Genomic DNA, 25,576 nt, shown 5'->3' on the forward strand with positions numbered 1-25,576 from the left:
TAACGGATCTATCTGTGCTACTTTATATCCGGAGCTACATTAATTTTTTTACTGAAAAATATTAAGTTGCACTATATCGATGTCGAAAAATGAGAATCAAGCTTTTCCTGCTCAACATTTTAGTATTTTCCTTCTATGCCGGAATGGCGCAAGAAAAAACTATAGCATTAAAGCAGCTTACCTCGGAGGATGGACTTTCTGATAACCAGGTAACCTGCATGCTTCGCGATAGCCAGGGATTCATGTGGTTCGGAACAAAGGATGGATTAAATAGGTATGATGGCCGTGATTTTTATGTGTTCCGGCATCAACCGGATGATTCCACTTCTTTGTGCAGCAACAACATTACCTGTCTTGCTTACGATCTTGATTCTATACTTTGGATCGGTACTGTATCCGCAGGTTTTTGCTCTTACAATTTCCGCACGCAAAAATTTACCACTTACAACAAGAACCAGGTTGCACTTTTATCGGACAACATCAATGTCATCAGGTTTGATTCGGCACGAAATGCACTTTGGCTGGGACTTATTAACGGCGGCTGGCAACTTTTCAGCCTGGAAAAAAAGGATTTCCTGGAAAAAAAAGATTTCCATTGGGCAAGGAGCTATTTTGATATTCTCTTTAAAGATTCAGCCGTTTTTGTTGCGTCGCTCATGCAGTCATTAAAAATAATGACCTTTCCATACAAGGAGGATACTTTCCGCACCTCTGTTTCAGCGGCACGAACGATTAACAAAATGATTGCAGGCAGCGATGGCAACATCTGGTGTGGAGCGTGGGACAATGCGTTGCATGAATTCAATGACAAGACAGTTCTGTTGCAGAGTTACGTTTTTGACGGCACCGGAAAAATGAATTTTTCATCCGATGAAATCATCAGCCTTGCAGAGGATAAAAATAAAATAGTATGGTGCGGCACTAAAAGCTCCGGCATTCATTTTTTTGATTTAAAAACTAAAATATTTTTTGATTTTCCTGTTTCAATACCAATAACTTCTAGGGTTAATTACATCTATCGTGATGATTATAACCGCATGTGGATTGGAAGCGATGAAGGAGTGTTTGTATATGATGTTTTGCAAAACCAGTTCACGGTCACACATCTCCCTGTGCCCGGTAAGGACAATAGTTGCAGGGTATTTGACCGCGTGATTACTGACAGCGGTACAGAATATGTAGCGGCAGCTTGTGGACTGTTTTATAAAAAAAAGAATGAATGGAATTACCACTTCAAAACCTTTGATTACAGGAATGAGCGACTCCAACTTTTCAGCATATCAATGGATTCTGATGGTGCTATCTTGATAGGAACCAATAAAACAATGTTCATGCTCGACACGGTAACCATGGAGTTGCAATTAATTCCGGCAAATCCATTGCTACAATCACTAAAATATTTCTCCATTTATTCTTCACGGGTAAACTGTATTTCCAACATCAGGATTGCCGGCCATCATTTTATTGCCGCATCTTTTTATGGTCATTTTATAACTATTGCTGATCGTGCACGAAAAAATTTATTCTGGCTGAGTGGGACGTTGAATAACAAATGGGTTGCAGAAAATCTTACCCGTAAGATATTCATCGATTCTCAGAACAGGATGTGGATTTGCGGCGCGTCGAAGGGAATTTCACAATTTTATTTACCGGGCGATTTTGATCCGCATTCATATTCTGAAAATGACAGTTTGTTTCATCGGGTTGTGGTCGCTGAAAAAAACTGGAAGGATATACAAGAGAACCGCAGTGTATCCGTCAACGATGTTTATGATATACTAGAAAATGATGACGGAAGCTTTTGGCTGACTTCTGAAAGCTCCGGATTAATGCGCTTTTTTCCGGACAGGGCTGACGCTCCATTCACTTTTATTAGAGGAGATTACCAAACACTTCAGGGAATCGCAAGGCAGGATGCCGACAACCTTTGGATCGTCACTTCTAAAGGACTTTTGAATTACAATGTCAGTATGAACGCGTATAAATTGTATGATTTTAAACTGGGAGTGCCTCATGGAATCGGAGGATATTTTTTTGATGACCGGGATTCAATATTCAGTGTAGGGTTTGAAGGAGGATTTGTGTCATTCGATCCATGGAAAATTTTGAAGGACCCTGAAAAACCAAATGTATATGTTACCAGGCTGTGGGTGATGGATGAGTCACGTGATTCATTTCTTTCAAATAAACTCGTGCTGAATCACGATCAGAACTTTTTAAAATTTTATCTCTCTTCGAATTGCTTCTCCGGCAATGAACAGGTAACATACATGTATCAGCTTACAGACATTGATGATGACTGGCGGACCAGTGATAACCCGTTTATCACTTACACCAATTTGCCTCCCGGTCATTTTAATTTTAAGTACAAGGCGATCAACAGGGATGGTGTAGAAAGCGAAATCCGTTCGCTGTCTCTTAGCATCATTCCGCCATTTTACAAAACCATTTATTTTTATTTGACTGTCATCCTCCTGCTGTTGAGCACTGTGTATGGATTCTACCGCTACAGGATTCGCCAGATTTTAAAACTGCAGGAAGTACGGAATAAGATTGCACGCGATCTTCATGATGATATTGGCTCAACGATAGGAAGCATAAACTTTTACAGCCAGGTTGCCAATGTAAGGTTGAATAAGGAGGTTCATAAAGACACTAAAGGTATTCTCGAAAAAATTGAAACGATGTCGCGGGAAATAATTGATAAAACAGGCGACGCTGTGTGGGCTGCCAATTCTGCAAATGATACAATGAATAGCCTGATGCTGCGTATTGAGAGTTATGCAGCCGCCATATTAGGAACCGCCGGTATTCGGTTTAGAATTAATTGGGATGAAAAATCAACAAACACTTTTTTGAAAATGGAAGAGCGTAAGAATCTTTTCCTTATTTATAAAGAAGCCATTCATAATATTATTAAGTATGCAGCAGCTTCTGAAGTTGAAATATCTGTTAACAGAAATGCTGACCGGTTGGAAATGTTGATTGCGGACAATGGAAAAGGATTTGACACACGCAACAATGCATATAATGGCAATGGAATAAAAAATATGAAAGCGCGCGCTGAAAGTATGAATGGAACTTTTAGTATCACCAGCATGCAACACCAGGGTACCGTAATTAAAGTAGCTGTTTCAGACAATTGACCATATCTGGTAATTTTTTATGACCGGGAAGATCAACACCTTTGCATTGAAAATCTGCTTATGAAAAAATCACTTACGGTTTTATGCTTCGACGACAATAAGAATTTCTGTGATTCCGTGTGTCTGCTGCTATCAACAACAGAAAATATCAACGTGGCCGAGGCGTATGCTTCTTATGATGGCATGTCTGAAAATATTAGCATGTTAAAACCGGATGTTGTATTGATGGATATTGATATACCGCCGGTAAGCGGAATCGAAGCGGTAAAAATAATCCGGAAAGATTTTCCGGAACTGCCCGTGCTTATGCTTACCGGATTTGAAGATGATGAGAAAGTATTTTCGAGTCTCTGTGCAGGGGCCAATGGTTATATTTTAAAGAACAGTAAAATGGAAGCACTCATTCATCAGATTGAAGAAGTATATGCTGGCGGATCTCCGATGACGCCCGTTATCGCACGTAAAGTACTCAACCAGTTTGCCAGGTTACAGCCGTCAAATTCAACCAAAGAAGAATTTAATCTAAGCAGTCGTGAAAAGGAAGTGCTTCAGCTTTTGGTTACCGGTAAATCATATAAAATGATTGCGGGAGAGTTATGCATCAGCTATGAAACAGTGCATTCCCGGATACGAAGAATTTATGAGAAACTGCAGGTCAATTCTATTGGCGAGGCAGTTTCAAAAACCATCATACAGAAGATTCTCAAATAACTGCGCCCACCAAAATCTATTGGCAATAATTGTATTTCATTCACCTTTGAATATGGTGTTGGTTCTAATTGACGCTTCATTATTTCGAAAGCAAACACGTTGTTGAATTTGCTTGCCAATAATAAACCATTATTCAACTATTTATACGTGTTGCGAACGAATTGAAATGTTTTCGCACTGTAATATTTTCACCAGAATTGGTAATTGACTTTCTTATTCCCAAGCAGCAATTTTGTCGGGCTGATTTTCATCATTCAATTTGAAAGTCCGAAAGAAATTCAAAAACCAAAATTGTCTTCTTATGAAAAACAAAAACACACTGCGCACCATGCTGCTGCAAATGAAATGCATTCCTGTATTTATTTTCGCATTGGTTGTAATGGGTTTAACAAGCAGGAAGGCTAACGCCCAACTGTATACACGTACTACTTTTAATGCAGCGTATACTGCTATCAATGCAGGCAGTGGAGCAACAGTTTCAACGGCAACTGGTAATGATGTAAACCAAACAGCCATTCCACTTGGTTTCACGTTTACTTATGCAGGAGTTAATTACACAACTGTTGGCTTAAACACCAACGGATTATTATTTTTTGATGCCGTGGCGCCCGTTGCTGCTGAAGGAGCTTACAACAACAACATGTATGTGTCAGGAGCCGGTGGCACTGATAAAAGTATCAGCGCATGGTGGGCAGATATGACTGATGATGCGTCATCTGATATTTTGTACCAGACACAAGGCACTGCCGGCAGCCAGACTTTTACCGTTCAGTATACCAACTATCCACATTTCACGGGAACTGGTGGCACCAACGTTCGATTAAACTTCCAGGTAATTTTTTACGAAGGCACCAATGTAATAGAGTTTCGTTATGGCTCAAGGACTATTACAGGACCGCCAACAAGTTTAGGGGGAGCCTGTATAGGAATTGAATATGGTACAGGTGGCGCTGGAAATTTTATTGACCTTGTTACCGGCTCTGGTCAAACTTCACATGGCCTGCTAAGTCCTTTGGTGGCATGGCCTTCTTACAATTACCGATTGACACCCGGAGCACCCACACCTGTTGCAACAGGAACGTATAATGTAGGCATAGGACAAACCTATTCCAGTCTTACGCTTGCTACTTCTGACCTTAATCACCGGGGTATTTCAGGACCCGTGACACTTAACCTTACCGATGCCACCTACGATACCACAACAGCAAACGGAAGCCACATCTTTCCTGTTTTTGCAGGTCCTTTTAAAGGCTCAAGCTCTGTTAATACGGTAACTATTGCTAAAACAGGAACACCAGCTACATTTTCTTACAGGGGTTCTCCTGTTGTTCAGGGAGGCGGTTTTGGATATGGCAGTACTGCTGGGTTGGGTGCTATTTCTAATAATGAAGAACCCATTATGGGTGTTTGTGCACGTTACACAACTATCAGTAATATTAATCTTGTTTCGCTGGGAACAAAAGCAAGTGATGTAGAGACAGGATTAATGGTTTTTGAATCTTTCGGTGGCGACTCTGGCGCGCAATATAATGTGTTTGATAAAATTACTGTTGACATGGACCGCACCAACACGAGTACCATTGGAATTTTTTCTAAGAGTATTACAAACCCGGGAGGGGGGCAGGGGACCAATTCAAATAATACATTCAGGGACATAACGATTCGCGATTCTTATGCAGGGATAAATATTGCGGGTGGTACAACATTCGACGTAGGTAACCAAATCGTCTCCTCATCGTGTACTACTTTTAATTCGATAGGTGACCCCAATGTACCCAATGACATTGGAGGAGGTAGTTCTTCAACGTACGGCATCTGGATGCAAAACCAGGATTATTTTACTATAAGAAATAATGTAATACGTAATTTATCAACGTCAAGCGCTTCTGCCTCAGTGGACGGAATCCTGGTACCGGCAGGAACGGGCACCTGTGAAATAAGTAATAACATCATCAGAACATTAAAGAGAAATAATGCTTCATTTGGCGGCATCCCTAAAGTTTGTGGCATCCGGGTGGCTTCTCCTAATTCTTCTAATACCTTCAGGATTTTTAATAACAGCATCAGTGAGCTGTTAACATCGTACACCGGTGTTGCAACAGCCACGCGTGATGTTAGAGGAATTTATATTGATGACACAGGTTCTGGCGCAATCACTTTTGATATCTGGAATAACAGTATTAGCATTGATGGTAGTTCTTCTCCTAATGCATCAAATGCTTGTTTAGAAATTGCTGAAGTCGGTACCCGAACATTTAATATAAAGAATAATGTTTTCGCAAATTTCACTGCCGCACAAACCGGTGTTGCAAGTCATTTTTGCATTATAAGTCCAACCATTGACAAGTATGGAGTTCTTGGTTCTCTGTCAGATTATAATGACTTGTATATTGCCAACGACCAGGGAATATCAGGACATGTTGGAAAAGGTGCAACAACTAACTACTCCACACTTGCAGCATGGCAGTCGGGTATGAGTTTCAATATGGGTACTGATGCCAATTCCAATTCAGCAAATCCTTTCTTCGCCAATAACATCAGCAATTTGCATGGCACTTTTGCTTCTGCTGCAATTGAAAGTGAGGGCACCACACCACCTGCATATATTTTCGCAGATATTGATTGCCAGTTGTTGCATGTACCCTCCGATATCGGATCAGATGATTTTGCACTTTGCATGCCGGAAGGCGGGAATATTTCACCTGCTTCGGTTAGCGTTTGTACAAATGCTGTTTATAACATGTCAGCAACAGCATTCGGTACCGATCCTGGAATCACTTTCCAATGGATGATATCAGGCACTTCAGGCGGACCTTACTCAAATGTGTCTGCCGGAAGCGGAGCTACCACTCCTTCTTACACCACAGCAAAACTTAATACAGGCACTTACTATTATGTATTGCAGGCCACTTGTCCTGTATCAGGAACTGATTTATCGAATGAGCTGACTGTTACTGTAAAATCACTTCCAACCGCTACGATCACTCCTGCGGGTCCTACGACATTTTGTAAAGGTGGAAGTGTGGATTTAAATGCAACGGTTGCTGCAAACAGAGCCTATCAATGGAAGAAAGGAAGCAGTGACATTGCCGGTGCGACTTTGTCAACATACACAGTAACAGAAAAGGGCAGTTACAAGGTCGTAGTAACAAATACTTCTACCGGATGCTCAAAAACATCAGCAGCCATATCAATAACAGTTAACAACTTGCCCACTGCAACCATTACTCCGCAGGGACCCACCACTTTCTGTGAAGGAGGTAGCGTGGTATTACAGGCAAACACCGGAACAGGTTACACTTATAAATGGAAGAAAGGAAGCAGCTTTATTTCGGGCGCTACTTTGTCAAGCTATACCGCGACTACGGAAGCAAATTATAAAGTAGAAGTATCAGATGGTAACGGTTGCTCAAAACTATCTGCGGCAACATCGGTGAGTGTTCCGTGCAGGGAATCAGAAAATGCAATGATTTTAACTGAAGAGTCTGTGTCTATTTTCCCAAACCCGGCTACTGCTGAATTGAATATCGTACTTCCGGCAAATGGAAATTTTGAATTTGAAATTTCAAGTGTAACAGGTGAAAAAATGTTGCGCGAACAAAATCAAAACAGTGTTGATGTTTCAGATTTGGCTGATGGAGTTTATTTTATAAAGATTTATACAGCTGATTTTATAACCACTCATAAATTCGTGAAGCAATAATGAGCAGGAATTATCCATCAGTGCCGAATTCCACCGTATCTCCTCTGAAGGATACGGTGGCTTTGAATAAATGTCTGAAAGAAATTCACCGCTCCACTAAAAATTTTCCTCTGTAAATTTTATTTTTTGACGAAGCAGTTATGAAATACATGCCACTGCTCAGCTCACTCACATCCAATTCAAATTTTGATTTGTGAAGGTGATTGAATACCTGTAGGTGTGTACCATTGATGGAGAAGATGGAGAGTGATTCGATGAGGTTTGAAAATTCTACAGACAGTTTTGAATTTGCAGGAATAGGAAACAGTAGTATGTTTCCTGTTTGAGTGAAACTTAAATGATCATCATCAACCCCGACAACCTTGGGTTTGAATTTTAAGAAAACCCATAGGAAATCAGGTTAGCAATTCAAAGCACTCTTGTGCCATCAATGTAACCTGAATCTTAACGGTAGAAACTTTCCATTTTCACTCCGCATGGATGCAAAAATAAATGCCATTGTTAAATCAGATCCGCCGGAAGAGTTGTTGGATTTTTTATCTGTTGAAACATAGTTGAATGGCAGGAAACTCGTTTTGAAAGATATATATTTCACATTGGGATTTTACATCACTGATACTTTATCAGGATCACGGAATATCTAAACTAATGGGAAGAGTTTGTTTTTCTGTCAGATCAATATGACATTGAAATTATCATCAAAAAATGGCAAGTATCATTTTCCGGATTATAGAATCCCAACTCATCACGCTGAAACTTCCCGGTTCACTCTGTCAGCATTTACGTTCGCGGCAGGAAGGGCTATAGTAAAAACAGCTCCTTCATTCAATTTGCTTCGCGCGGATATATGCCCGTTATGTTCTTCCACGATTTTCTTACAGAGCGCCAGTCCTATGCCGGTTCCCTTATATGCGGAAGCGCCATGGAGTCGCACAAACATCCCGAAAATTTTTTCGGAATAGACCTGATCGAAGCCTATACCATTATCTTCCAGATAGATTCTGTAATATTTATTTTTTACTTCCACACCATCGGTCCGGTCGTCGTCAGATTTTGCAAAAATGCGAATAAGCGGGTCTGTATTCTCCCTGCGATATTTAATGGCATTGTTGACCAGGTTATTGAATAGCAGTCGTATTAACTCAGGGATGACTTCCAATGATGGGAGTGGCTCCAAAACCACTGTAACATTCTTGTCGCTCAATTCCTGTTCGTACTCGTCAAGGATCTCTTTCATTATGATGTTGAGGTCCGTTTTAACAAACTTTTTTTGCTGTATCGATATCTTCGAAAAGGCCAATATATCCCTGATCAATGTTTGCATGCGTTCAGCAGATTTCTCAATCCGGTCAATATATTTTTTTGAATCCTCATTAATCAAATCTCCGAGGCTGGAACCTAACCGTTCACTGAAGGTTCTTATTTTTCGCAAAGGCTCCTGTAGATCATGCGAGGCCATAAAAGCAAAATTGTCGAGGTCCTTATTGGCAGCTTCCAGCCGGTCAATATTTTCAATAAGCGCTTTGTTAAGTGCCTTTATTTTTTCCTCCGATGACTTTCGTTCCCTGATCTCTGATTCAAGGTTCCTGTTGATCAGCGTAAGTTTCTGTTCCTGAATGAGCAACCTGTGATTTTTTCTATACAGTTCAACGAATACCGCCACCTTCGCACTCAGCAGCGCAGGATCGACGGGTTTGTAGATGTAGTCGACACCACCCAATTGATACCCTTTAAAAATATTTTCCTCACCATAATTGTGGGCGGTGATAAAGACGATTGGAATGTGCCGCAACTTCTCCCGTTCATAAATCAGCGATGCCGTTTCAAATCCATTCATGTTAGGCATTTGAACATCCATCAGTATCAAGGCAAAATCATAATCCTGCAACAAGATTTTCAGCGCGGATTTTCCGGAGTTTGCTTTTACTATAACATAGCCATCAGGCATTAAGATGGCTTCTATTGACATCAGGTTATCCGGGCGATCATCCACTAAAAGAATCCTGGGCTGCATCTTACATTGTTATTTATAAAACCACATTCTCATTAATGAAAGCAGTTGATCTATCTTCAACGGCTTGGTAATATAATCGGATGCGCCGGCTTCGATACACTTCTGCCGGTCTCCCTTCATGGCTTTTGCTGTAACGGCAATAATCGGCAATGCGCTGTTTTTATGTTCGCGTCGAATTTTTTGTGTCGTTTCATATCCATCCATTTCAGGCATCATAATATCCATCAGCACCATATCTATTTTTGGATTTTCATTCAGGATACTGATCGCATCCTTTCCGCTTTCAGCGGTGATCACATTGATGTTGTAACGTTCGAATACGGTAGTAAGCGCGAACAGGTTCCGTACATCGTCATCTACCACCAGAATATTTTTCATGGCAAGAATGTCTTCTTTTGTACGCATGTTTTCGATCACTCTTTTTTTCTCCGGAGATAAATTCTTGTGGTTGATATGCAGGAGTGTCACCGTCTCTTCCAGCAGATGTTCGAGAGAGTTTACTCCTTTCAGTACAATGGAATTGGATTGCCTGTTCAATTGTTTCAACTCATTCTTGTCAAAATCTTTGGCGGAGTATACGATCAGCGCTGTAGTCTTCCGCTTCATTTCACTTACCTTATTCACAAGGTCGATTCCGGAAATATCTGGCAGCGTATAATCGAGGATGATGCAATCGTAGGTATTATTTTTTATTTTTTCCATGGCCTTTTTCCCGGTAGGAGCGATGGTTACCTTGATGTTTTCACCCTGTAACAGTTTGTTGATTTGAGATGAATCCAGTTCATTGTCTTCCACTACCAGCACATGGTTGATATCCTTTTTATTAAAGGAAATGATATCCTGGAACAGTTCTTTCAGCGATTCATTTTCCAGTGGTTTGAGATGAAAACTTCTTGCACCTCTTTTTAAAGCGAGCGCACTGTTTTCTTCTCCCGATATCAGGTGAATGGGGATATGCCTGTAGTTCAAATCATTTTTAAGATGGTCAAGCACTCTCCAGCCACTGGTGTCGGGAAGCTTCACATCGAGGGTAATGGCAATCGGATTGAAACGATTAATGAAATCAAAAACTTCGAGATAGCTTACTGCTACAATAGCCTTTAGTTTTTCCTGGTGTGCTTTTTCAACCAGTATCTTACCGAAGCGAAGATCATCTTCTACAATCAGAATTACTTTTTGATTGGGCTGAATATTGGTGCGGTCATCACCTGCATCGTTGATCATTTCATTAACAATGCTGAGGTTGGTTTCAATTCCTTCGTTGCTGATGCGGATGGATTGAAGCAGGTCGTCAATATCCGTGGACTCTGATTTAAGGTTCATCTGCTGGTAAGCGCTTAAGCTAACAGCAGTCTCTTTGGATAGGGTACCGGCAATGTTTTCTATCGGAAGGAATAAGGTAAACGTACTTCCTTGTCCGGGCTGACTTTCCAGCTCTATGGTTCCGCCCAGCAATTCGGCAAGGCCGCGGCTAATCGATAAGCCGAGACCGGTGCCTCCGTATTTACGACTCGTGGATCCTTCTGCCTGCTGGAATGCTTCAAAAATGATGTTTTGCTTTTCCCGTGGAATGCCAATACCGGTGTCGGAAATGGCGAATGCCACAACGCCCGGGGCACGATCCAGGTTTTCGTTTCCAAACTTCCAGTTTTTTGTTGCCTGGTAGATCTTAAGTTTTACTTCTCCCTTTTCAGTGAACTTAAATGAATTGGAAAGCAGGTTCTTTAAAATCTGGTTGAGTCGTTGCAGATCGGTTTCGACTGAAGCCGGCAATTTTGCATCCGTTTCGATAGTGAATTTGAGATGACGTGCATCTGATATCGGCTTGAACGTAGATTCCACGAAGGAAGCAATTTCTGAAAAACGAACCGGAGAAATGTTGGCCGTAATAAACCCTGATTCAATCTTGGAAAGATCCAGAATATCGTTGATCAATTGGATTAGATCATCGCCGCAGGAGTGAATGGTTTTTGCATAGCGGATCTGCTTGTCATTCAGATTACCTTCTGCATTTTCATAGAGTTGTTGTGCAAGAATCAGTAAGCTATTCAACGGTGTTCGCAATTCATGCGACATGTTGGCCAGGAACTCTGATTTATATTTTGAAGTAAGCGTGAGCTGTTCCGCTTTTTCCTCCAGCGATTTTCTCGCTTCCTCCACCTCTTTATTTTTCGCTTCTACTTCATCTTTTTGTTTTACGAGCAGCAAGGCTTTATCCTGCAATTCATCATTGGTTCTCCTTAATTCTTCCTGTTGAATTTTTAATTCTCCGGCCAGTGATTGCGATTGAGCTAAAAGTTCTTCTGTACGTGTATTGGTTTCAATCGTGTTTAACACAATTCCAAGACTCTCGGTGAGCTGACTTAAAAAATCGAGGTGCGTAATGCTGAAGGCATCGAGTGAGGCCAGCTCGATAACAGCTTTTACATTGTTTTCAAACAACACAGGAAGAATGATGAGGTTAAATGGTTTCGCCTGGGCAAGCCCTGAATTGATATGAATGTATTCACCGGGAACATTGCTGATGAGTATTCTTTCTTTCTCGAATGCGCACTGCCCGATCAAGCCCTCTCCTATAGAAAATTCCTTCGGAATATTTGTTTCAGATTTATAAGCATAGGCAGCAAACAACTTAAGTTTTACATGCTGACTTTCTTCATCCTGCCGCAGAATATAAAACGCTCCGTAGTGTGCAGATACTACTTGCGCCAATTCCGAAAGGATGCGTTGTGTAACGGTATATAGATCTTTTTGTCCCTGCAGCATCTGTGTGAATTTCGCAAGGTTTGATTTCAGCCAATCCTGATCCTGGTTTCTGAGCGTCGTTTCTTTCAGGTTCGCAATCATCTGGTTGATGGTATCCTTCAATGCTTCCACCTCACCCTTTGCTTCCACACGAATCATTCTCGTGAGGTCACCTTTTGTAACTGCTGATGCCACTTCTGAAATAGATCGCACCTGCGTGGTAAGATTTTGTGCGAGCTGGTTTACATTTTCAGTAAGGTTTTTCCAGATGCCTGAAGCACCGGGCACACTGGCTTGTCCGCCTAATTTTCCTTCTACACCTACTTCACGTGCAACTGTGGTAACCTGGTCTCCAAACACGGCAAGCGTTTCAATCATCTCGTTGATGGTATCGGTAAGCTGCGCTACTTCACCCATCGCGTTGATGGATAATTTTTGCCGGAGGTTACCTGTCGCAACTGATGTTACGACTTTAGCGATGCCTCGCACCTGGCTGGTAAGGTTGGAAGCCATCATATTCACACTGTCGGTAAGATCTTTCCAGGTTCCTGCAACACCTTTTACTTCGGCCTGGCCTCCGAGCTTTCCTTCTGTTCCTACTTCTCTTGCCACACGTGTAACTTCAAATGCAAAAGAGTTCAATTGTTCCACCATGGTATTGATGGTGTTTTTTAAATCAAGAATCTCACCCTTTACATCGATGGCTACTGTTTTCGAAAGATCACCGCTGGCAACAGCTTTCGTTACCTGTGCAATGTTTCTTACCTGAGCAGTAAGATTACCTGTCATTTGATTTACGCTGTCGGTAAGATCTTTCCACGTACCTGCAACACCCGGCACAAAGGCCTGACCACCGAGCTTACCATCTGTTCCCACCTCACGTGCTACGCGTGTTACTTCAGATGCGAATGCACGGAGCTGATCCACCATGGTGTTCAGCGTTTCTTTAAGCTGAAGAATTTCACCGCGCACATCCACCGTAATTTTTTTGGACATGTCGCCGTTTGCTACCGCGATGGCTACTTCTGCAATGTTTCTCACCTGTGCAGTAAGATTTCCTGCCATTTGATTCACGCTATCGGTAAGATCTTTCCAGGTTCCGGCAACACCCGGAACATTTGCCTGTCCGCCTAATTTTCCTTCTGTCCCAACTTCTCTTGCAACACGTGTTACTTCAGATGCAAATCCTCTGAGCTGATCCACCATCGTATTGATGGTATTTTTTAATTCAAGGATTTCACCCTTTACATCCACGGCGATTTTCCTGGAAAGGTCACCGTTTGCCACAGCCGTAGTTACCTCCGCAATATTTCTTACCTGTGAAGTCAGGTTACTCGCCATTTTATTTACACTGTCAGTCAAGTCCTTCCATGTTCCACCAACACCGGGAACATCGGCTTGTCCTCCCAATTGTCCTTCTGATCCTACTTCACGTGCAACACGCGTAACTTCTGATCCAAACGAATTTAGCTGATCCACCATCGTGTTGATGGTATTTTTCAATTCAAGGATTTCTCCTTTTACATCCACAGTAATCTTACGCGACAAATCACCCCTTGCAACTGCGGTTGTTACCTCTGCAATATTTCTTACCTGCGCGGTGAGGTTGCTGGCCATTTGGTTTACGCTGTCGGTAAGATCTTTCCAAACACCACCTACACCTTCCACTGTGGCCTGGCCACCGAGCTTTCCTTCAGAACCCACTTCTCTTGCAACACGGGTTACTTCAGATGCAAATCCTCTTAACTGATCCACCATCGTGTTGATCGTGTTTTTTTAATTCGAGGATTTCGCCTTTTACATCCACACCGATTTTTCTTGATAAGTCACCGTTTGCAACGGCTGTTGTTACCTCTGCAATATTTCTCACCTGGCCTGTAAGGTTACTGGCCATTTGATTTACACTATCTGTTAAGTCCTTCCAGGTTCCTGCTACACCGGTTACCGTTGCTTGTCCTCCGAGCTTACCTTCTGTTCCTACTTCCAATGCAACACGTGTTACTTCCGATGCAAATCCTCTCAATTGATCTACCATCGTATTGATGGTATTTTTTAATTCGAGGATTTCACCTTTTACATCCACGCCGATTTTTCTTGATAAATCACCGTTGGCTACTGCTGTAGTTACTTCCGCGATATTTCTCACCTGGCCTGTAAGGTTACTGGCCATCTGGTTTACGCTGTCGGTCAAATCTTTCCATACACCACCCACGCCCACAACGGTAGCTTGTCCGCCGAGTTTTCCTTCAGAACCTACTTCACGTGCAACACGGGTTACTTCCGATGCAAAAGAGTTGAGCTGATCCACCATCGTGTTGATGGTATTCTTCAACTCGAGGATTTCTCCTCTCACATCCACCGTTATTTTTCGTGAAAGATCACCCTTGGCAAGACCTGTTGTTACCTCTGCGATATTTCTCACCTGGCCTGTCAGGTTACTGGCCATCTGGTTTACGCTGTCCGTTAAATCTTTCCATACACCACCAACTCCCTGCACTGTGGCCTGACCACCGAGTTTTCCTTCAGAGCCCACTTCCCTCGCAACACGTGTTACTTCTGAACCAAATGAATTCAACTGATCCACCATGGTGTTGATGGTATTTTTCAACTCAAGAATTTCACCTTTTACATCCACGGTAATCTTTTTCGAAAGATCACCTTTGGCAACTGCTGTGGTTACCTCTGCAATATTTCTCACTTGTCCTGTGAGGTTACTCGCCATCTGGTTTACGCTGTCCGTTAAATCTTTCCACACACCATCTACGCCTTCAACAGTTGCCTGTCCTCCGAGCTTTCCTTCCGAACCTACTTCTCTTGCAACACGTGTTACTTCAGCGGAAAATGAATTCAACTGATCCACCATCGTGTTAATCGTATTTTTTAATTCAAGAATTTCTCCTTTTACGTCAACAGTAATCTGACGTGATAAATCACCTTTCGCAACTGCTGTTGTTACCTCTGCAATATTTCTCACCTGTCCTGTCAGGTTACTGGCCATCTGGTTCACACTGTCTGTTAAATCTTTCCACGTTCCTGCAACACCTTTTACCTGGGCTTGTCCTCCAAGCTTGCCTTCTGTTCCCACCTCCAGTGCCACACGTGTTACTTCGGAAGAAAAAGAGTTGAGCTGATCCACCATGGTGTTGATGGTATTTTTTAACTCGAGGATTTCACCTTTCACATCCACAGTGATCTTTCTTGATAAGTCTCCCTTTGCAACAGCCGTAGTTACCTCTGCAATGTTTCTCACCTGTGCCGTCAGGTTACTTCCCATCTGGTTCACGCTGTCCGTTAAATCTTTCCAGACACCTGCAACACCTTTAACTTTTGCCTGTCCGCCTAATTTTCCTTCTGAACCCACTTCGCGCGCGACACGCGTTACTTCCATAGAGAAGAGGTTGAGCTGCTTCACCATATCATTTACCTCCCGTGCAATTCTCGCGAACTCTCCCTGGAGCACATGGCCGCCGATTTCCTGTGGCATTTGTTCGGAAAGATTTCCTTTTGCAACAGAGCTGATCACGTGGGCAATTTCGATGGTGGGGTGAACGAGATCGGAGATAAGCGTATTGAGTGATTCCACGCCTGTGCTCCAATCACCTTTTGCATCCGGCACTTCAATACGTTGTGTAAGCTTGCCCTGCTTGCCAATGGTATTGCCGGCCTTGGTAAATTCATTCACCATCTTTTCATTCAGTGCAATTATTTCGTTGAGCGTGTCATAAATTTTTCCGCTCAATCCAATCTCATCAATAGGCATTCGTACATTGAAGTTTCCATTTTTTACTTCCATCAATACACGAAGCAATTCTTTTTGATTGAGCGTAGAACCTCCTGCAAGTGCAATATCCTGTAGCGTTGTTTTTTTTGAATTGCTTTTCTTTTTTTCGGTAGCTCCATTCTTTTTGGAAATCAGCTCATCTGTTTCAAGAAGGTTGTTGTTCAGTGATTTTTGCATATGCAGGCGTGTTTAACGTTGTAAATATTTTCAGCGAAAGTGGATGATGTAAAATGTTTTCACAAAAAAAACAGAACAACTTTACATAGTCAAATTAATAATGCAAGAATTAAAAAATCGTAGAAAAAATTCCTCATATTCATCTAAAAAAAGCTGTGGAATAATTTTTGAGAAGCATGATTTTACAACAAAAAGCCGGAATTATATTAAATGAACCGCTTATATATAAACCCTGTAATTTTTTGGGGCAAAGAAAATCTTCAGGTTGGGCACCAGGTAACTCACCGTTGAAAATAATCTACACATTGGAAAAATTGCAACACGCTCTCCGGAATGCCGGATGTAGACATTTTAGTATTTGAAAATATTTAATTATCTACCAATTATGTAGAAATGCAATATGTTATAATTTAATATGCATGGAAAATGTTTTTGTCATCCTGAATCCGGATGGGAATATGTTTTGTCGCCAGTGGTTATATACAGCAGGTGGTGATTTGCAAAATTAACAATATCCTGACCCGGAGTCTCCATATGTTGATGAGCTGGGAAACCCGGTACAGGTTGTGAATACCTATTATGCGACTGAATTTAACAATTGATGGGCGAAGTCACTCGTCAAGTATCATCCCGAGTATTGCTATTACGGGTTCTGTGTTGACAATGCAGCAAGCAATGAATATGACAAGGATATGCGCAATACACCCACTTTTGATGAAGCCTGGACAAAGGGATTTTTTAAGCCTTTGGGTTCTGCTGCTGGAAGTAGCTTTTCTGCTGCCCCAAGTAGGGCTGATCCATTTTTTACTGGATTAGGTAGTGGTACAATAATAGGAATGGATGTGGGTATGTATCACTATCCTGTATTTGCTCAGATTAATTTTGCTATGCTGACCAAACTTTCGATCTGGGCTACTGCGCTAATTACAGTAAATAGATATAATAAGGGATATAAGCAGATTAATACTTCATTGTGCTCTGATGGCGATGCAAAAGTGTGTTTCTGGTATTCGAGAAAATCAGGAAGTATCTCATTTCTATAACCATACTGAAATGCAACCAGATTTTTCCAAACCACATTCTGTACAGCATTTTTCCCGAACCGGTATTCGCAACGGTTCGTCAACAAAATTGATTTTGGATCGTCGAGACTGATTGCAACCTGGCGGTACAGCTCACGAATGTCGCATAGAGTAGCATCGGTTGGAGCATATACCTTATAAAAATAGTTAACCTTCCCGGTCACTTCTTCCGATACATCACCCCCATTTTCCTCGTAACCAATAAACCAGATCGTAGCGTCCCACGATCCATATCCGTAAAAATTATCAATCCAGTGTTTGAGTGCTTTTTCTTCAATAAGCATAGATAGTAAGGTAGCGAATCTATCAATGCCTGATTCCCGTTAACAGTTCTGAGCTGATCATCATTTTTTTTTCCTGAGGGCGCTTCAAAATGATCCTGCAGCAGCTCATAAGTGCATGGTTCCGAATGGCGGCATTTCAAGTGCCGTAGCAGCAAGCAACAGGACAGAAACTTTCACCGCTACTTTTTCAATGAAGCGGTAATCTCTTTTATCGTTCCCGTTTTATCTTTCCGAATTGCCTTTGCAAATTGAGTTGCCTGCGGATGCACTTCGTGGTGCTTCTCACTCCATGCAATTATTTCAACCAGGGCAGGAACCAAATCAATTCCTTTTGCTGTGAGTGTGTACAGAATTTTTGCCTTGCTTTCAGGATGCTTTTGTTTGACAATGATGCCTCCGGCTTCCAGCATCATCAACCTATCAGCCAGAATATTTGTAGCAACCTTTTCGCCACCATTCAAAAAAGCTCCGTAGGTATTCCTGTCTTTAAAAACCATATCCCGGACAATCAGCAGTGACCACCGGTCGCCAAAAATATCCAAAGCGGTACTGATAGGACAGTCAGAGCGATATTTAATTTTTTTCTTCTTCACGGTATAAAATTATAAAACCACTTGCAAATCACAAGTTATTTATCTTATCTTTCCTCCCGGCAAATAAAAACCATTTCCAATGAGCAAATTACAAGCGCACAACGAAGCAGTTATCAATGCACCCATTAGCAGGGTTTGGGCAATCATTACCGACATCACACTGCTGCACAAAATAAATCCGGGAGTGATTACCGCCAATGGACGTATGGACAAGCAAGGCGAGACACGAACCTGCGAAATGGAAAACAGGGGTAAAAGAGGAACAATGACAGAACGATTAGCGGAGCTGGTTCACGAAAAGAAAACCGTTTGGGTAATTGAAAACGACAGTATGGGAATGAGCAAGATGCTGAAAGAACCGAGGTTTTGTTTCTACCTTGAAAGGATCAGCGACAGTCAAACCAAAATAATAAACGAATCTTATTACGAACCGGCAAACCTGATGGCAAGAATTATGAATGCTTTGATGATGAAAAAAAAGATGGGAGAAATTCAATCCCAAATTCTCTCCAACATTAAATCGATTGCTGAAAAATAGGATCACATGGCAACCATTTACAACGAAATCACAATCAACGCACCGGTTGAAAAAATATGGGAGGTGCTCGCGAATATTGAAATGCTCGAGCGATACGACCCGACTGTAAAAAAATCGATCGCACTTTCAGAAAACAAAAGCGGGTTGAATGCAAAAAGAAAAGTGCTGATGCTTGATAACAAAAATTGGTTTGACGAAAAAGTAACAGTATTCAAACCAGCAGAAGCGCTTACCTACCAATTGACTGATTGTTCGTTCCCGATAAAAGGATTGCAACACAGTTACAGCTTTGAAAAAATCGGCAACCAGACAAAAGTAAAACAGGTGATGCACTACACCGTAAAGTTTGGACTGCTTGGAAAATTGCTCGATGCAGTCATGATACGCAAGCAATCGGACAGCGGAATAAAAAAGTTTTTTGATGGGCTTAAATCGTATGCTGAAACAAACTGATTTTTGTGCATGGCATACCACGCTTCCATTGGAGCAGATGGTTTTGTATTTTAAATCACCGGCATAGACGGAAATAAGGTGGCGTTACATTCCATGAACTAAAAGCACTCACTCTGCTAAACCACCACTTATGCCCATACAAGTCATGAGAATAAAGCCAGCAAGATTTTTAACCATGGTGTTGTTAGATGATATTATTAAAAAGTGACTCAAGAATCACGAGGAACAATTTATTTTACCATTATACTTTTTCTGTCATGTAGTCAAAGGATAATTTAGCAAACTCCTTTGCAAAAGAAAGATTGATGATTTGCTAAAAATATTATGCTATTCCAGTATATATTCTATATCTTTAGTTCCCTAACCCACCAACCCTCACTACCCATGAAACAGCTGAAACAAATCCTGCCATTGATGCTAAGTGTTTCAATGCTTAGTACCTCTCCGGTCTACTTTTCCTGCAAGAATTCCGGAACCACCAATTCAAGTGATAGTACTGACGCTGCAGTTTCATCGATGCCAGCCGGAACAAATGATTCTGCGATGACTAAAATGGTAGTGGAAAGTCCAAAACCACTTAAGGGAAAAGCCACAACAAAAGCAGAAGTACCTGATAAAACTCAAAAAATCTCTGAGGATAAAAATCACATATACAATTATAGCGACGTGATGCCCGAGTTTCCAGGCGGAGAGGCCGCATTGGAAAATTATATTCTAACCCATATTAACTATCCCCGCCGGGCATTGGATGATGAAAAGGAAGGAACCGTGATCGTTCACTTTGCCATCGACGAACATGGAAAAGTAATGGATGCCCAGGTGCAAAGTGAACCTCTTGGTTTTGGTTTAGAGGAAGAAGCCCTGCGGGTGGTAAGTACCATGCCTGATTGGACTCCAGGGAAAGTGAATGGAGAAAAAGCAAAAGTTTACTATACGTTGCCAATCGTATACGCAATGGAGAAATGAAGAGTGCGCCCGTACTTGCTGTGGATTTATGAAGGAGCTTATGAGATTCCTTAATGCTCAGCCTACTCCATCTGACATGTCCGGACCTGGGATATTGAGATTAACCTATTTCGTTCGCTTTTGCAAGCGAGGCTTTGCATGAGAATGGAACTGATGGATTTTGAAAATAGAAATACGCAAGCAGATCATGCACAGAAGAACATTTTAATGGTCATGTTTTAATGAATGAATTCATTGACTTTTCAAGCTATTTTTTTCTCACCCAAAATTCTGTCAAATGAAAAAAATCGTCTTCGCTTTTGTTATGCTGGCTCTGCTATTTTTAAATTTTGTCAACGCCAGTGCCCAGGTTTCAGATACCACCGCTGCGGCGCCACCCGCCTCCACCTCAAGCAGCAGCAATGACAAGGTGCGGGAGTATGGTCTCAAACTTGGACTAAACTGGAATAACCCAGTTTTTTCCGACTCAAAATTCAATTCTTCACCCAACCTTGGTTATGAGCTTGGTCTTTACACCCGGCGAGGAGCATTTGTGTGGTTCGAATCCGGACTCTACTTTTTTCACCTGAAATCAAGTGAAAGCATTACAGATAGTTCCGGAAAAAGCGATTTGATCTATTCTAATATCGCTATACCGCTGCTGGTAGGGCTTCGCCTGCTCGGTGCACAAAAGGCACTAAACCTCCAGGTTTTTGGAGGTGCCAATGTCGGATACCTGGTGGATGGAAAGTTTGACTTACTTAATCTCAGCACCTCTGACTTTGATCATTGGCAATTTGAACCGACAATCGGCATCGGGGCTGATGTGCTTATCATTACGGCAAGAGTAACCTATTCTTATGGGTTGACGAATGTGCTGAAAGATTATGATTCCCATTCATCGTACATAGGATTGTATCTCGGCATTCATCTCTAAGTTGGGAATAATTTCTTTCCAGGAATTAATTTGTTGCCTGTTGCACTGTAGAGTAGAATTAACACGATCGGCTGCAATTGCCCTCGTGGTTTTGGCTATTTGTCTATCCGGATCACAACTCTTCTGTTGGCTGCTTTCCCTTCTTCGGTATTGTTGTCACCCACTGGATTCTTTTCGCCCAAACCCACCGCTTTCATTCGCTTCTTATCAATTCCCTGTGAGACCAGGTAATCCATAGATGCGATGGCACGATCCTCCGATAGTTTCTGGTTGTACTTCTCATCACCGGGTGCGCTGCTATGTCCTTCAATGATGATTTTAAGTTCTGGATTGGCCTTCAGAAATGATGCAACTTTATCGAGGTTGGCCTTATCCGCTGCGTCGGGTGCTGCATCGTTATGCGCATAGAGCACAATCATTTCCGGACAACCGAGATTATCTGCAGAACCAGGAGTATTGGGACACTTATCATGTTTATCGATAACCCCGTCTCCATCTGTATCCTGAACATGCACTGCAGCAGGTTCTTCTGGTGAACTTGAACTTTCTTCTTCCGGAAAACGAATGGTCACCCCAAACTGCAGGGCAGAATTTTTAAGGTCGCTGGTGATAATTTGCCCATTGAACTCCATTCCAGGATCCTGCTCATTAAGATTTCCTAATCCGAGCATGTACCTTGCATATACACCGAAGTTTTTCGAAAACCAGTATTCAGCGCCCAAGGTAACAGCCGGGATGGCTGCATTCAGCGAGCTTCGGGTGTCAGTATGAGGCTTCGAATCATAATTTAAATTTCCAGTCACCATTAAATCAAATTGCGGTCCTGCAAAAATTGCTAATGGATCAATCGGGCTGAATTTAACCAGGAATGGTATCGAAGCATAATCAAGCTCCAGTGTGGCATTGTTACCTGCATCCACAGTTGATTCGAGCTTTGAACCCATTTGCGAGTAAAGCAATTCCGGCTGGATTGAAAATTTGCCGCTGATCGGTATGTTATAGAAGAGCCCGCCGGCAAATCCCCATTTTCCGTTTGAAGAATAATCAGCAAGGGAAGGATTGCTGAATGAATTCATGGAATAATTAGCAGCAACTTTTAACCCGATATAAGGAACACCAGTGGCGCTTTGAGCAAAAACTCTAACACCAAGAACTAAAAGAATGAGGGAAGTAGTGAATCTTTTCATGATAATTCGTTTGGTTGAGACCCGGAAATGAAAGTTCATTAATCAAAACAAACCTAACTGTTTCTTTTAGTACATGCAACTAATATCTGTAATAATGCGCATGATTGTTCAAAATCTCCAGGAGCAGGATTTCATGGTAAGGACCGCAAGGACTTCCAACAGTGGAACAATGAATGTAAATAGGTGTAAACAAAATCACAGATGGAGTCTCCTCGTTAGTCCGGATTTGTAATCATAGGTGTTCGAAACCTTGGATACAATCATAAAAAAGTGTGATTATAAATATTTTGAATAAGGAATCAGTGTACTGATTTTTGACTGATGCGAGTCAAACCCCGTTTGGCCCAATAGTCCGCTTGTGCCTATAATCTGTAAGCGTCCGATTACTATTAAAGTAGTCAAGCAAGATAACTTTTAATGGTCTTTTTTCTCCAGCATAATCTCTCGCACTGGTATAAATCCAATCCTCGGGCTTGCTTACAAATCCTGCTTCTACCGGATTGTAGTTACAACTTGCTGTTGTCGCGAAATTTATATTTCCGCCTCATAGAATATAGGAATAATACCAGGCAAAAATATTAATATCTTGGATAGCTTAATACTCAATAAGACTTCTCTGTTTCAGAATTAAACGCTGGAAAAGAGAACGCTTATTTTAGGTTGCTCATTCTTTTTACAGGAAAAAATGAAAAATGGAAGACAGCACAGAAGGAAAAAACCGTAAGAGAAAAATAATCTGAATTTCAACTGTTCCATTGGATGAAGATATAAGTATATATGCACCATAAATATGAAGAAATCAAGTTTTACTTTTTATATTTCGACATTCAATTAACCACTAAATGATTAAAATCATGAGGAACAAACTATTTACTTCTGTCTCCATTATTGCTGTGATCATCTTTGGGTTGACATCCTGCTCCAGGAATTCCCATGTGGAATACACCGGGCGGTATCATCCCAATACAAAAATAAACCAGGCAACAGCAGCAAATATTACCAAATCAACCGATAAAAAACAGGTCAATGAATTGCAGGTTGCTCAAAAGGAACTGGAATATGTTGCATCAAATGACGAGCAATTGAAACCCTTAATCAAATCATTCAGTCAAGTTGCTCCTTTAGTTCCATCTACACTCACTTCGCAACAGGAAAAGAAAGTAAACAGGATCTTTGAAAAGATTGAAAAACAAGCTGCTAAAAAACCTGTTGAATGGAAAGCACGGACAGGCTATACTCAAACAAACCAACAAACTTCAAAAGCCATCAAAGCACATTCCTCCGGCGATTCTAAATTATTGTACTGCCTGCTGGCCATTTTGTTGCCACCATTGGCGGTTGCATTGTGGGAAGATGGAATTACCATTAACTTCTGGATAGATATCCTGCTGACAATATGCTTCTGGGTTCCGGGTATCATCTTCGCCTGGATCATCATCTTGTGATTATGAATGGATCTTCTTGTTTCATTTGAGATAGTTCATTCGGAGAAAATTGCAGTAAGAATCGGCAGGAACATATAAAATTGTTGTGCCGGTTATTACTGCTTTCCTTCTTTTTAAAGTGAAAAGGCTATAAAAAATTGTCTCACGAAAAGTATAAATTTCGCAAAGAAGGAGTTCTAAAGACTTACTTTGTCCAAAAGGCTTACATCGATTAGACACTGCCCGATACTTCGGGCAAATATTTTTTTAACTTATTCCTCCCGTTAGTCCGGATTTGTAATCACAGGTGTTCGAAACCTTAAGAGTCATTAAACAGGTTCTTAACTTTCTTAGGATCACCACCGCATAAGATGGCCACTTGTTTCATTATTTCTTCATCGAGTTCAAGTGTAAAGCGAAGCTTTGCTATTTTATAGCTGGAGATTTTGTTGAGTTTTTTATAAACGATAAGCAGGATGGCCAAAATGAGAGTCATATAGATCATCACGCTGATTCCATTGATATTTCTGGATACCAAATGAGTAAGGTTAAGATGTTGTTTTAGAAACTTGAAAAACGGTTCAATATCCCATCTAAGCCGCAAAGATGCTTTGCAGCCTGGCCATTGACGAGAAGTATAAAAGCTCGAATGTCACCTTCCTAAAAGGTGATGGCAAGGAAATAAAATCCAGCAAGTATTCTTATGATAAGGATCTGCAGGAAAAACTTTGGGCATTAAGCGAACAACTCGCTAAGTAATCTCCTATTTGAAATTCGGCCAATCGGATTCGCTCCAGTCAGAAAAGTTCACACGTTTCCATTCAGGATGCCCCTTTTCCTTGAGCTGTTCATAATTGGTTTGAATGGCGGCTTTCAGCTTTGTAACGCTGGCCCGGTCTTCTTCCGTGAGCTTGCTTTCATTTACCACTAGCAAGGTAGGTACTCCGTAAGTAGGTATATCATGGTCGAGCCATTTGTAGTCCGTTTTATAAATTGTATCCCGCTTGTAGTACTTCGCCCAGTCGTTAAAATCCTCCAGCGGAACAAGGGTCATCATATCTACCATCGATTGCGGGTTTATATCCAGTTGCGGGATCGGGGCTGAACTGGCAATGAAAAACGCATCGATCTTACCAAGCTTAAGTTCTGTTAAAGATTCGTCCAAAGGAATGTTCCTGGAAGTATAGCTGACCTTCGAACGTTCCCTGATCATCAGTGCAGTCCTGAAAGTTCCCTGCCCTTCGTTTCCGATCGCGACTGTTTTTCCGTCCAGGTCCTTCAATCCTGTATAACCCCTGCTGGCACTGGTCACCAGGTGAATTTGCTGATCGCCCAACGGAAGCACTACTTTCAGATGCTTCGTTTTTTCCATTTTAAGTTGCATGTCCTGCGCTTGCATGTAATACAGGTAATCCGCCTGCATAATGGCCAGCTTGTACGGAGTCTTAGGGTCAGTCAGCTCACTGAAATTATATGCAACCCCTTCTGTTTCCTTGTTCTGAATCTTAAAATCCAGTGTAGGAGCCACGATGTTTATAATATCCTGGACAAAACGGTACTGCGTCGCATTTTTTGAGCCGGACAGGATCGTCATCTGACTTGCAGGACGGGGTAAGAAGGAAAGCAGCAGCAACGTTCCTAAAGAAGAGAAAAATAACAGCACCAATGTTCCTGAAATAATTTTTTTGTTTCTCATGACAGCGTGGATTTAAGGATTACAAGAGCATTGCAAATATATCATTTATTAATTGTAAATATCCTGGCCTGAATCCTGATTCCGGCTTCTTCATATGAGTATTAAAAGTGTCAATCATGATTACTTTTATATGTTTCATGAAGGTCAGGAGCAACCGGTT

The 25,576-nt window shown here is 41.6% G+C and carries 15 protein-coding genes and 1 pseudogene; 8 read left to right on the plus strand and 8 right to left on the minus strand.

The annotated features are described in order from the left end of the window. Positions 1-89 precede the first annotated feature (89 nt). The 3 genes from IPO83_03685 to IPO83_03695 all read left to right on the plus strand — a co-directional run bounded on the left by IPO83_03685 (position 90) and on the right by IPO83_03695 (position 7,560). A complete protein-coding gene (locus tag IPO83_03685) occupies positions 90-3,146 on the plus strand; it encodes a hypothetical protein (protein MBK9730383.1) in 3,057 nt (1,018 codons plus the stop codon). Positions 3,147-3,206: 60 nt separating this feature from the next. Next, a complete protein-coding gene (locus tag IPO83_03690; protein MBK9730384.1) occupies positions 3,207-3,857 on the plus strand; it encodes a response regulator transcription factor in 651 nt (216 codons plus the stop codon). A gap of 301 nt (positions 3,858-4,158) precedes the next feature. Beyond that, positions 4,159-7,560: a T9SS type A sorting domain-containing protein gene (locus tag IPO83_03695; GenBank protein MBK9730385.1), complete on the plus strand. Its 3,402-nt coding sequence runs from the start codon at positions 4,159-4,161 to the stop codon at positions 7,558-7,560. Between the two features lie 85 nt (positions 7,561-7,645). Here IPO83_03695 and IPO83_03700 read toward each other — a convergent pair whose 3' ends face one another. From IPO83_03700 to IPO83_03720, 5 genes and pseudogenes are all read right to left on the minus strand, one after another. Continuing rightward, positions 7,646-7,873 (minus strand): T9SS type A sorting domain-containing protein, encoded by a 228-nt coding sequence (locus IPO83_03700; GenBank protein MBK9730386.1) that lies wholly within the window; start codon positions 7,871-7,873, stop codon positions 7,646-7,648. 432 nt (positions 7,874-8,305) lie between these two features. After that, positions 8,306-9,574, minus strand: coding sequence for a response regulator (locus IPO83_03705; GenBank protein MBK9730387.1), 1,269 nt, complete (start codon positions 9,572-9,574; stop codon positions 8,306-8,308). A gap of 9 nt (positions 9,575-9,583) precedes the next feature. After that, positions 9,584-16,166, minus strand: a pseudogene (locus IPO83_03710) (HAMP domain-containing protein). Between the two features lie 982 nt (positions 16,167-17,148). Continuing rightward, positions 17,149-17,643: a hypothetical protein gene (locus IPO83_03715; GenBank protein ID MBK9730388.1), complete on the minus strand. Its 495-nt coding sequence runs from the start codon at positions 17,641-17,643 to the stop codon at positions 17,149-17,151. A gap of 179 nt (positions 17,644-17,822) precedes the next feature. After that, the gene (locus IPO83_03720; GenBank protein ID MBK9730389.1) at positions 17,823-18,140 is read right to left on the minus strand and encodes a helix-turn-helix transcriptional regulator; all 318 of its coding nucleotides are present in this window, start codon (positions 18,138-18,140) and stop codon (positions 17,823-17,825) included. A 175-nt stretch (positions 18,141-18,315) separates the two neighbouring features. Between IPO83_03720 and IPO83_03725 the strand changes: the two genes are divergently transcribed. The 4 genes from IPO83_03725 (at position 18,316) to IPO83_03740 (ending at position 21,109) form a co-directional block, all read left to right on the plus strand. Continuing rightward, positions 18,316-18,774, plus strand: coding sequence for an SRPBCC family protein (locus tag IPO83_03725; protein ID MBK9730390.1), 459 nt, complete (start codon positions 18,316-18,318; stop codon positions 18,772-18,774). A 6-nt stretch (positions 18,775-18,780) separates the two neighbouring features. Then, a complete protein-coding gene (locus IPO83_03730; protein MBK9730391.1) occupies positions 18,781-19,227 on the plus strand; it encodes an SRPBCC family protein in 447 nt (148 codons plus the stop codon). Between the two features lie 384 nt (positions 19,228-19,611). Then, positions 19,612-20,193, plus strand: coding sequence for an energy transducer TonB (locus IPO83_03735; protein ID MBK9730392.1), 582 nt, complete (start codon positions 19,612-19,614; stop codon positions 20,191-20,193). Positions 20,194-20,470: 277 nt separating this feature from the next. Further along, on the plus strand, positions 20,471-21,109 hold the full coding sequence (locus IPO83_03740; GenBank protein MBK9730393.1) for an outer membrane beta-barrel protein: 639 nt from the start codon (positions 20,471-20,473) through the stop codon (positions 21,107-21,109). 95 nt (positions 21,110-21,204) lie between these two features. Here the strand turns inward: IPO83_03740 and IPO83_03745 are convergent, their stop codons facing one another. After that, positions 21,205-22,296, minus strand: a complete 1,092-nt coding sequence (locus IPO83_03745) for an OmpA family protein (protein MBK9730394.1) — start codon at positions 22,294-22,296, stop codon at positions 21,205-21,207. Between the two features lie 854 nt (positions 22,297-23,150). Here IPO83_03745 and IPO83_03750 point away from each other — a divergent pair. Further along, positions 23,151-23,741, plus strand: a complete 591-nt coding sequence (locus IPO83_03750; GenBank protein ID MBK9730395.1) for a YqaE/Pmp3 family membrane protein — start codon at positions 23,151-23,153, stop codon at positions 23,739-23,741. A gap of 298 nt (positions 23,742-24,039) precedes the next feature. Here the strand turns inward: IPO83_03750 and IPO83_03755 are convergent, their stop codons facing one another. Together IPO83_03755 and IPO83_03760 are read right to left on the minus strand one after the other, a co-directional pair. Continuing rightward, positions 24,040-24,324: a transposase gene (locus tag IPO83_03755; GenBank protein ID MBK9730396.1), complete on the minus strand. Its 285-nt coding sequence runs from the start codon at positions 24,322-24,324 to the stop codon at positions 24,040-24,042. A 159-nt stretch (positions 24,325-24,483) separates the two neighbouring features. Further along, positions 24,484-25,416, minus strand: coding sequence for a TAXI family TRAP transporter solute-binding subunit (locus tag IPO83_03760; GenBank protein ID MBK9730397.1), 933 nt, complete (start codon positions 25,414-25,416; stop codon positions 24,484-24,486). Positions 25,417-25,576: the final 160 nt, after the last annotated feature.

It is taken from the genome of Chitinophagaceae bacterium (assembly GCA_016717285.1).
GTDB lineage: Bacteria > Bacteroidota > Bacteroidia > Chitinophagales > UBA10324 > JACCZZ01.

What these genes read in the sequence shown, in the direction of transcription:
- IPO83_03685 (MBK9730383.1), top strand. Translation starts at nt 90, where the DNA reads ATGAGAATCAAGCTTTTCCTGCTCAACATTTTAGTATTTTCCTTCTAT.
- IPO83_03690 (MBK9730384.1), top strand. Translation starts at nt 3,207, where the DNA reads ATGAAAAAATCACTTACGGTTTTATGCTTCGACGACAATAAGAATTTC.
- IPO83_03695 (MBK9730385.1), top strand. Translation starts at nt 4,159, where the DNA reads ATGAAAAACAAAAACACACTGCGCACCATGCTGCTGCAAATGAAATGC.
- IPO83_03705 (MBK9730387.1), bottom strand. Translation starts at nt 9,574, where the DNA reads ATGCAGCCCAGGATTCTTTTAGTGGATGATCGCCCGGATAACCTGATG.
- IPO83_03715 (MBK9730388.1), bottom strand. Translation starts at nt 17,643, where the DNA reads ATGCTTATTGAAGAAAAAGCACTCAAACACTGGATTGATAATTTTTAC.
- IPO83_03720 (MBK9730389.1), bottom strand. Translation starts at nt 18,140, where the DNA reads ATGGTTTTTAAAGACAGGAATACCTACGGAGCTTTTTTGAATGGTGGC.
- IPO83_03725 (MBK9730390.1), top strand. Translation starts at nt 18,316, where the DNA reads ATGAGCAAATTACAAGCGCACAACGAAGCAGTTATCAATGCACCCATT.
- IPO83_03730 (MBK9730391.1), top strand. Translation starts at nt 18,781, where the DNA reads ATGGCAACCATTTACAACGAAATCACAATCAACGCACCGGTTGAAAAA.
- IPO83_03735 (MBK9730392.1), top strand. Translation starts at nt 19,612, where the DNA reads ATGAAACAGCTGAAACAAATCCTGCCATTGATGCTAAGTGTTTCAATG.
- IPO83_03740 (MBK9730393.1), top strand. Translation starts at nt 20,471, where the DNA reads ATGAAAAAAATCGTCTTCGCTTTTGTTATGCTGGCTCTGCTATTTTTA.
- IPO83_03745 (MBK9730394.1), bottom strand. Translation starts at nt 22,296, where the DNA reads ATGAAAAGATTCACTACTTCCCTCATTCTTTTAGTTCTTGGTGTTAGA.
- IPO83_03750 (MBK9730395.1), top strand. Translation starts at nt 23,151, where the DNA reads ATGAGGAACAAACTATTTACTTCTGTCTCCATTATTGCTGTGATCATC.
- IPO83_03760 (MBK9730397.1), bottom strand. Translation starts at nt 25,416, where the DNA reads ATGAGAAACAAAAAAATTATTTCAGGAACATTGGTGCTGTTATTTTTC.